This is a genomic window from Microcystis sp. M49636_WE2, from assembly GCF_030065375.1.
Lineage (GTDB): Bacteria > Cyanobacteriota > Cyanobacteriia > Cyanobacteriales > Microcystaceae > Microcystis > Microcystis aeruginosa_C.
Window position 1 is genome coordinate 1 of sequence record NZ_JASJFG010000651.1, and the last position, 8,732, is coordinate 8,732.

The window sequence follows — 8,732 nt, forward strand, 5'->3', positions numbered from 1 at the left end:
AATTAACTTTCTGCCTAGTAAACCCTGGGGACGAACTAACAACATAATAAAGAGAATAGCAAAAGCGATCGCCTCTCGATAACCGGAATATTCTGCGGGAACAAAAGCTTCGGCAATACCCAATAATAAACCACCGATTACCGCTCCGGGGATACTTCCCAACCCCCCTAAAACAATCACTCCTAAACCTTTTAATCCGAAAGCAATACCGAAATAGGGGCCAGCGATACTAACACTAGAACCGACTAAAGTTCCTGCTAAACCTGCCAAGGCACCACTGATAAAAAAGGTAATCACGATAAATTTTTCGGGATTGATCCCCAACAAACTGGCCGTGGTGACATCTTCAGCTACCGCTTGTAAAGCTTTGCCCATTTTGGTAAAATTAACCCAATAAGTTAGTAAAGCTACCATAACTGCTGAAACCAGAAAAATAATAATCTGAATTGTGCGAATTGCCACGGGGCGATCGGCTGTACCGAAATTAATTGCGGGGGGAAGATTGCCATAAATCCCATCGGGAAAAGTATAAATTTCTGCCCCGACTAAGTATTGAATAACATTGACAATCACCACCGCTGCCCCTAGGCTAGAAACCAAAGTTAAGAGAGAATCGGAACCCCGTACCCGGAGAGGTTTAAAGGCCAATCTTTCCAGAAGAACCGAGGTGAAACCTGAAAGGATACAGCCTAACAAAAGTGCTAAAAAAAAGGGTAAGGAAAAGGGTAATTTGGCATTAGCTAATAAACCATTAAAACCGAAAACTCCCCCCGCTAGAGCATAGGTAAAATAGGCTCCGAGGGTAAAAATTGCGCCATGGGCAAAATTGATAATACCTAAAATGGAAAAAATCAAAGTGTAACCGAGGGCAAAAATAGCATAGACACTACCGATCGATAAACCGTTTAAAACCTGTTGAAAAATTGTTACTAGATCCATTGTCAGGGTTAGCTAGGGTAACTTTTGATTATAACCGACGGTTGCCACCACATCTGGTAAAGGACGCTGGAGTTTATATAACCAGAATAAACCGAAAAGACCGACGGCAATCGCTCCTAAACTAATTATTTGCGCCATTTTCAGCGGCCCAAACATTAAACTATCGGTGCGTAGTCCCTCGATCCAGAATCTACCTAGACTGTAGGCGATAAAATAGACTAGGGTAAGGGTGCCAATTTTTAATTTACTGGGGTGTTTTAAACCCCAGAAAAACAGATAGATGAGTAGGGCAAAAACTGCCAGATTCCAGAGAGATTCGTAGAGAAAGGTGGGGTGAAAATAATCGACGGCGATATATTCTAAAGGACGACTAGCCGGAGGAATAAACAACCGCCAGGGTAAATTAGTCGGACTGCCAAAAGCTTCCGAATTAAAAAAGTTCCCCCAACGTCCGATCGCTTGACCGAGAATAACTGAAGGTGCGACTAGATCGAGTAATTGCCAAAGAGAAACCCGATTAATGCGGGCAAAGATTAGGGCCGCCAGCAAACCCCCGATAATTGCCCCGTGAATAGCGATACCTCCCTTCCAAATGGCGATAATATCAGCAGGATTTGGCGCGTATTCTTGCCACTGAAAGAGAACATAGTACAGACGGGCTGCAGGTATAGCCCCCACTACTAACCAAATGGCCAAATCAGCGATTAAATCCGGATCGATCGCTCTTTTTTGGGCGAGGTACTGGGAGAGGGTGACACCCAATAATACCGCCATAGCGATGAGAAATCCATACCAGCGCACCGAAATCGGTCCGACCTCCCAGAGAATCGGGCCGGGGGACTGAAAGACAAAACCTAAGAGCATAAAATTATTAAGAATAAAAAATTTTATCTTTCCTATAGTATCTTATGTTATGATCAGATACAGTCCTATGTTTGCGGATGTGGCGGAATTGGTAGACGCGCTAGATTTAGGTTCTAGTATCTTTTCGATGTGTGGGTTCGAGTCCCTCCATCCGCATTAACCCCGGGGTCGATGAAGTGTAACCTAATTTGGTGTTGACGACCGACGACCCAAGAGGGAAAACTTGTTGATTTCCATTGTTGAGACTCCGATTCGGGAGATTGGTATGAGATTTAACGTCGAAAAATCTTCCTTTTATTTTTTCAGCTGACTTCTTACCCAATTCCGAAACGCTTGTACTAACTCTAGGTAATCCAATGTTTCAGCTTGTTGTAAAAATGTATAGCAGTTTTCATCAGAATGAGGTATGGGCAAGGGGCTTAAACCCCTTGTTGGCAAAACTTGTCAATACCTCAGTAACGTGAAAAGCGCTATAGATGGCGTTCGTAGGGAGAAACTTGAAGCAACAAAGGTAAAACATCGTCAGAAAAAGCTGGACTGGAAAGCACTGTCAAAAGATGTCTAAGAAAATCCCGAGGCAAGATTAAGAGACAGAGCCGAGAAGTTTGGAGTGAGACCAAGTGCCATTTGCTATGCCTTAAAAAAAATGAAAGTTACCAGAAAAAAGAAGGAACTTCGTTATAGAGAAAGAAACCGAGAAGAAAGAATAAAATACTACAGAGTGCTGAGAGAATTGATTAAAATATATTGATAATAATCATACTTCAGTGGGGGCGATTCAAGGCTTTAACTGGCAAGATAGACCAGATTTGGCTAACGCGCCTTTGACCGTTTCTCATTTTCCTAATGTGGTGAACGGAGCAGCCGATACTCAAACTACTGGGAACAATTCCTGGAGAATAGTTACTTCCCGGTTTGTTTCTGGGGGGAATGACTTTCTCAGTGTCAATGGGCTTCCAGAAATAACAGGGGTAAATGGGGGACTTTTAATATTCGCCCAGAATTTCGTATTGGTGGAGCAATTCAATGGGTCCGCTGGTTTAACAGAGAATAGCCGAGCTAGTAATCACCACGGAAAATAAAGCTACCGAATTGGCAGGATATTTAGCTTGGAAGTTTGGATTACAGGCTAATTTACCCTGGAATCATCCTTTTAAAAACCAAGCACCTTAAAGTTAATCGCGATAGTTAAACAAAAATTTATGGTTTTTCTTTTAGTGTGTTTTATTCTCCCTTTAATTTTGTCCGAATAGCTAGTAAAAACCAAACTGCAATGATTTTTATTGCATCAGGGCTAATCAGTTCAATTGCCTTGTCGTTAATTCTCCCAGAAGAAAAGTTAGCGATGGCGTTGCCCGCTCCGGCTGCTTTGATTGGCGCCGGGTTAACTCAATGGTCAGCTACTAAGGAGGATAAGGGGTGAAGTGGAATTATTAAGGGGTATCTATGTTGACATCCTCACCGCCGGGGCCAGACGGTGATGACTGGCAGATCGAACAAACTTAATTAAACGACCGACCGCTGGGTTGACGCTTCACGGGATGCCGCTACCTTAGCGGTAGTCTTACGCTTTCCGACCCGTCCGTTTTGATTGTCCGAATGCCGGACGGCCACTTTGAACAAGTGGAAAAAATCTCATGTTCAACCTTATTTCCTAGAAAGTTTTACTGGTTCAAGGCCGAATTTGAATTCCTTTCTGAACGAAACCCCCTACTATCTGTGGTCAAGGTTCAGTTTTTAGCTTGGTTATCGGTTTTTCCATTGTAGCTTAAAGCCGTCCTAAAAGGACGGGGTTTTCAACCCAAATTTTCGATAAGAAATTATTCAATCAATCGATCGGGTGACATTCTAGGCTATGATTTCCCTGACTATAGTTATTTCTCTACATTAAGGAAAATCTACGATGACAACCTTTCCCATCGATTTGAGTGCCTATAAACCCATCAGTCTCGACCCCAGTAACCCCACCCTAACCGACGAGCAAAGAAGCGCCCTAAAAGCCAATATCCAACTCTGTCGCGATGCTATCATCTTTTTTACTGCCACGGGTGCGGCCCGGGGTGTGGGTGGTCACACCGGCGGCCCCTACGATACCGTCCCGGAAGTGGTGATTCTCGATGCTCTTTTCCGCAGTCAACCTAGTCAATTTGTACCAATTTTCTTCGATGAAGCGGGACACCGCGTCGGTACTCAATATCTCATGTCTGCGTTAGAAGGTTCTTTACCCCCAGAACAATTAATGCACTACCGCGAGGCTAATTCTAAACTCCCTGGACACCCGGAATTAGGATTAACCCCCGGCGTCAAATTTAGTTCTGGCCGTTTAGGACATATGTGGCCCTACGTTAACGGTGTCGCTTTAGCTAACCCAGGGAAAACCGTTTTTTGCTTAGGTTCCGATGGTTCTCAACAGGAAGGCAATGACGCGGAAGCTGCCCGTTTAGCTGTGGCTCAACACATCAATGTTAAGCTAATTATTGATGATAATGATGTGACGATTGCTGGTAATCCTTCCAAATATTTACCCGGTTATGATGTGGCTAAAACTCTCGCCGGTCATGGACTAAAAGTGTTAGTGGGAGATGGGGAAGATATCGATAGTTTGTATCGCAATATCTGTGAAGCAATTAATACTCCCGGCCCGATTGCGATTATTAATAAACGTCCCATGTGTCCCGGTATTGAAGGGTTAGAAGGTTCTAACCACGGTCATGATGTGATTTCTGTACCCTTGGCTTTGAAATATTTAGAGGCAAAAGGACACAGTGCCGCCGTGGAATATCTCAACAGTATTAAGAAGCCTTCTAATGACTATAAATTCCTCGGTTCTGGAGATAAATGGGGTTCTAACCGCAACGTTTTCGGCGAAGCAGTAGTCAGTCTTTTAGGCAAAATGAGCGAGGAAGAACGCAAGGCTAAGGTATTAGTAGTAGATAGCGATTTAGAGGGTTCCTGCGGCCTGAAAATTATCCACGATAAACATCCCGAAGTGTTTATTCCTTCCGGTATTATGGAACGGGGCAATCTTTCGGCAGCCGCTGGTTTTGGTATGGAAAAAGGTAAACAGGGAATTTTCGCCACCTTTGCCGCTTTTCTAGAAATGTGTATTTCTGAAATCACCATGGCCCGCTTGAATTATTCTAATCTTTTATGTCATTTTTCCCATTCTGGTATCGATGATATGGCGGATAATACCTGTCACTTTGGTTTGAATAATTTCTTTGCCGATAATGGACTGGATGACGGTTACGAAACCCGTCTTTATTTTCCGGCCGATGCTGCACAAATGACCGCTTGTGTCGAGGCAACTTTCCATCAACCCGGTTTACGTTTTATCTTCTCGACTCGTTCTAAAACTCCCAATATTCTTGATACTAAAGGTAATAATTTCTTTGGCGATGGTTATACCTTTGTCCCCGGAAAAGATGAAGCAATTCGAGAAGGCACTGCCGGTTATATCATCAGCTTTGGCGATGGTTTATACCGCGCTTTGGATGCAGTGGAACGTCTAAAACAAGAAGGTATTGACGTGGGTTTAATTAATAAACCGACTCTCAATGTAGTGGATGAAGAAATTATCGCTAAAGTTGGTAGTTCTCCCTTTGTTTTAGTGGTAGAAGCATTTAACCGTCGCACGGGTTTAGGTAGCCGTTATGGTTCTTGGTTACTCGAACGCGGTTTAACTCCTAAATACGCCTATATCGGTACTCACCATGAAGGTTGTGGCGGTTTATGGGAACAGTTCCCCCACCAAGGTATTGACCCAGTTGGTATCATTAGTAAAGTTAAATCTTTAATCGCTTAGAGAGTATTTTAGGGTTAGCTTTAATCAGTTATCAGTTATCAGTTATCAGTTATCAGTTATCAGTAATCAGTCAACAGTGAACATCTTTAATAATTAAGTAGGTAGGCGTTAAAAATTATCAGACACCCCCCTTATCAAGGTAGGGTTGATTCATGAATCAACCCTACTATCAATCAACCCTACTATCAATCAACCCTACTATCAATCAACCCTACTATCAATCAACCCTACTATCAATCAACCCTACCCTTATCAAGGGGGGCAGGGGGGATCGAACCTAAAATTCATTTTTAATTTAATTATAACCAGCTACTTAAGATTTTAGCTTGGTTGAGAGCTTGAACATTTGTACTAAAATTTCCAAGAAGCAGTTTAAATCCATTACAGCTGATAAACTTTAGCGGCTCAAATCGCACAGTTGAGGGGAAATCCCCCTTAACTAGGTACGGTAAGCCCCTAGGAGCCGACAAACCGGTCAATCTAGAATAATCTCTAGGGTATAAAAGTAATCTCTTATAGAAAATGCAGCCAACCAATCCACAACAATTTACAGAAAAAGCTTGGGAGGCAATCGTCAAAACGCCGGACATTGCCAAACAGAACAGCCAGCAACAAATAGAAAGCGAACATCTAATGAAAGCCCTTCTCGAACAGGAGGGATTAGCGGGCAGTGTCTTTAGTAAAGCTAATATTAGTCTAGCCCGTTTGCGGGATCGAACCGATGACTTTATCCGTCGTCAACCGAAAATCTCTAACCCTGGCGACTCGATTTATTTAGGTCGTAGCTTAGATAGTTTACTTGATCGAGCAGAAAATTATCGCCGAGAATTTGGAGATGACTTTATTTCGATCGAGCATTTAATTTTAGGTTACGCTAAAGATGATCGCTTCGGTAAAAATATTTTTCAAGAATTCGGACTTACCGAAAGCAAACTCAAAGAAATTATTCAACAAGTCAGAGGTAGTCAAAAAGTGACCGATCAGAATCCAGAAGGCAAATACGAAGCCCTAGAAAAATACGGACGGGATCTGACCCAATTGGCACGGGAAGGTAAATTAGACCCCGTAATTGGACGGGATGACGAAATCCGTCGCACCATTCAGATTCTCTCGCGTCGGACTAAAAATAACCCAGTTTTAATCGGGGAACCGGGAGTAGGAAAAACAGCCATTGTCGAAGGATTAGCCCAGCGGATTATTAACCGTGATGTGCCAGAATCTCTGTTAGATCGGACTCTTATTTCTCTCGATTTAGGTGGCTTAATTGCGGGAGCAAAATATCGCGGGGAATTTGAGGAAAGATTAAAAGCTGTCCTCAAGGAAGTCACCGATTCCCAAGGCAATATCATCATGTTTATTGACGAAATTCATACCGTTGTCGGTGCGGGAGCCACTCAAGGGGCAATGGATGCGGGCAATTTATTAAAACCGATGTTAGCCCGGGGTGAATTGCGTTGTATTGGGGCCACTACCCTCGATGAGTACCGCAAATATATCGAAAAAGATGCGGCGTTAGAAAGACGCTTCCAAGAGGTTTTAGTAGATGAACCAAATGTGGTCGATACTATTTCGATTCTTCGCGGTCTCAAAGAACGTTATGAGGTGCATCATGGGGTAAAAATTGCCGATAATGCTTTAGTAGCGGCGGCACTGCTTTCTAATCGTTATATTAGCGATCGCTTTTTGCCCGATAAGGCCATTGATTTAGTTGATGAAGCGGCGGCAAAATTGAAGATGGAAATCACCTCTAAACCCGAAGAACTCGATGAAATTGATCGCAAAATTCTTCAGCTAGAAATGGAAAAACTTTCCCTACAACGGGAATATGATCCAGCTTCGCGAGAACGGTTAGAAAAGTTAGAAAAAGAACTGGCTAACCTCAAGGAAGAACAATCGGGATTAAATGCCCAATGGCAAGGGGAAAAAGAGATTATCGATAAAGTTCGTGGGGTTAAAGAAGCGATTGAACAAGTTAATCTGGAAATTCAACAGGCCGAACGCGATTATGATTATAATCGCGCTGCGGAATTAAAGTTCGGAAAATTAACCGATCTGCAGCGGCAAATGTCCGCCCTAGAAACTCAATTGGCCGACAAACAAACCACTGGCAAAAGTTTATTAAGAGAAGAAGTTCTCGAATCGGATATCGCCGAAATTATCTCGAAATGGACGGGAATTCCTCTCAATAAATTAATCGAATCGGAAAAAGAAAAACTCCTCAATCTGGAAGAGGAATTACACGAAAGTGTCATCGGTCAAGAGGAAGCGGTCACAGCCGTAGCCGAAGCGATTCAACGTTCCCGCGCTGGTTTATCAGACCCCAACCGTCCCACGGCCAGCTTTATTTTCCTCGGTCCGACGGGTGTTGGTAAGACAGAATTGGCGAAAGCTTTAGCTCGCAATCTCTTTGACACGGAAGAGGCTCTAGTTCGCATCGATATGTCGGAATACATGGAAAAACACAGCGTTTCCCGTCTTATGGGTGCGCCTCCGGGATACGTCGGCTACGATGAAGGAGGACAATTAACCGAGGCAATCCGGCGTCGTCCCTACTCTGTCATCCTCTTTGATGAGATTGAAAAAGCCCATCCCGACGTTTTTAACGTTATGTTACAAATCCTTGACGATGGGCGCTTAACCGACTCTCAAGGTCATCTGGTTGATTTCAAAAATACCATAATTATTATGACCAGTAATATCGGTTCTCAATACATTTTAGACGTGGCCGGTGATGAGTCTCGTTATGAGGAAATGCAGGCGCGGGTGATGGAAGCAATGCGGAATAGTTTCCGTCCCGAATTCCTCAATCGTATCGATGAAACGATCATTTTCCATAGTTTACAAAAAGCGCAACTGCGATCGATTGTTAAACTACAGACAGCCAATCTCAGCGATCGCTTGATGGAACAAAAATTAGCCCTGAAACTTGCCGATATTGCCCTCGATTATCTAGCAGAAATTGGTTACGATCCAGTGTACGGTGCGCGACCCTTAAAACGGGCAGTACAAAGATATGTGGAAACTCCGATCGCTAAGGCAATTCTGCGCGGCGAATTCAAAGGGGGAGACACGATTTTTGTCGATGTGGCCGATGAAAGATTGACCTTTAAACGGTTAGCTTCCC

At 43.4% G+C, this 8,732-nt stretch carries 4 protein-coding genes, 1 tRNA gene and 1 pseudogene; 4 read left to right on the forward strand and 2 right to left on the reverse strand.

The genetic code is table 11. The annotated features are described in order from the left end of the window. The coding region (locus PX484_RS15035) for a branched-chain amino acid ABC transporter permease (protein ID WP_288104495.1) at positions 1-939 on the reverse strand (939 nt) is incomplete at its 3' end. A 12-nt stretch (positions 940-951) separates the two neighbouring features. Then, a complete protein-coding gene (gene lgt / locus PX484_RS15040) occupies positions 952-1,803 on the reverse strand; it encodes a prolipoprotein diacylglyceryl transferase (protein ID WP_002801283.1) in 852 nt (283 codons plus the stop codon). Between the two features lie 73 nt (positions 1,804-1,876). On the opposite strand from lgt, the gene PX484_RS15045 reads away from it, so the two are divergent. From PX484_RS15045 to clpB, 4 genes and pseudogenes are all read left to right on the forward strand, one after another. After that, positions 1,877-1,959: transfer RNA gene (locus tag PX484_RS15045), tRNA-Leu, on the forward strand. A 331-nt stretch (positions 1,960-2,290) separates the two neighbouring features. Then, positions 2,291-2,551, forward strand: a pseudogene (locus PX484_RS15050) (IS630 transposase-related protein); the annotation flags it as partial. Positions 2,552-3,706: 1,155 nt separating this feature from the next. Next, the gene (locus PX484_RS15055) at positions 3,707-5,608 is read left to right on the forward strand and encodes a thiamine pyrophosphate-binding protein (RefSeq protein WP_002801285.1); all 1,902 of its coding nucleotides are present in this window, start codon (positions 3,707-3,709) and stop codon (positions 5,606-5,608) included. A gap of 522 nt (positions 5,609-6,130) precedes the next feature. After that, the coding region (clpB, locus tag PX484_RS15060) for an ATP-dependent chaperone ClpB (protein WP_288104499.1) at positions 6,131-8,732 on the forward strand (2,602 nt) is incomplete at its 3' end.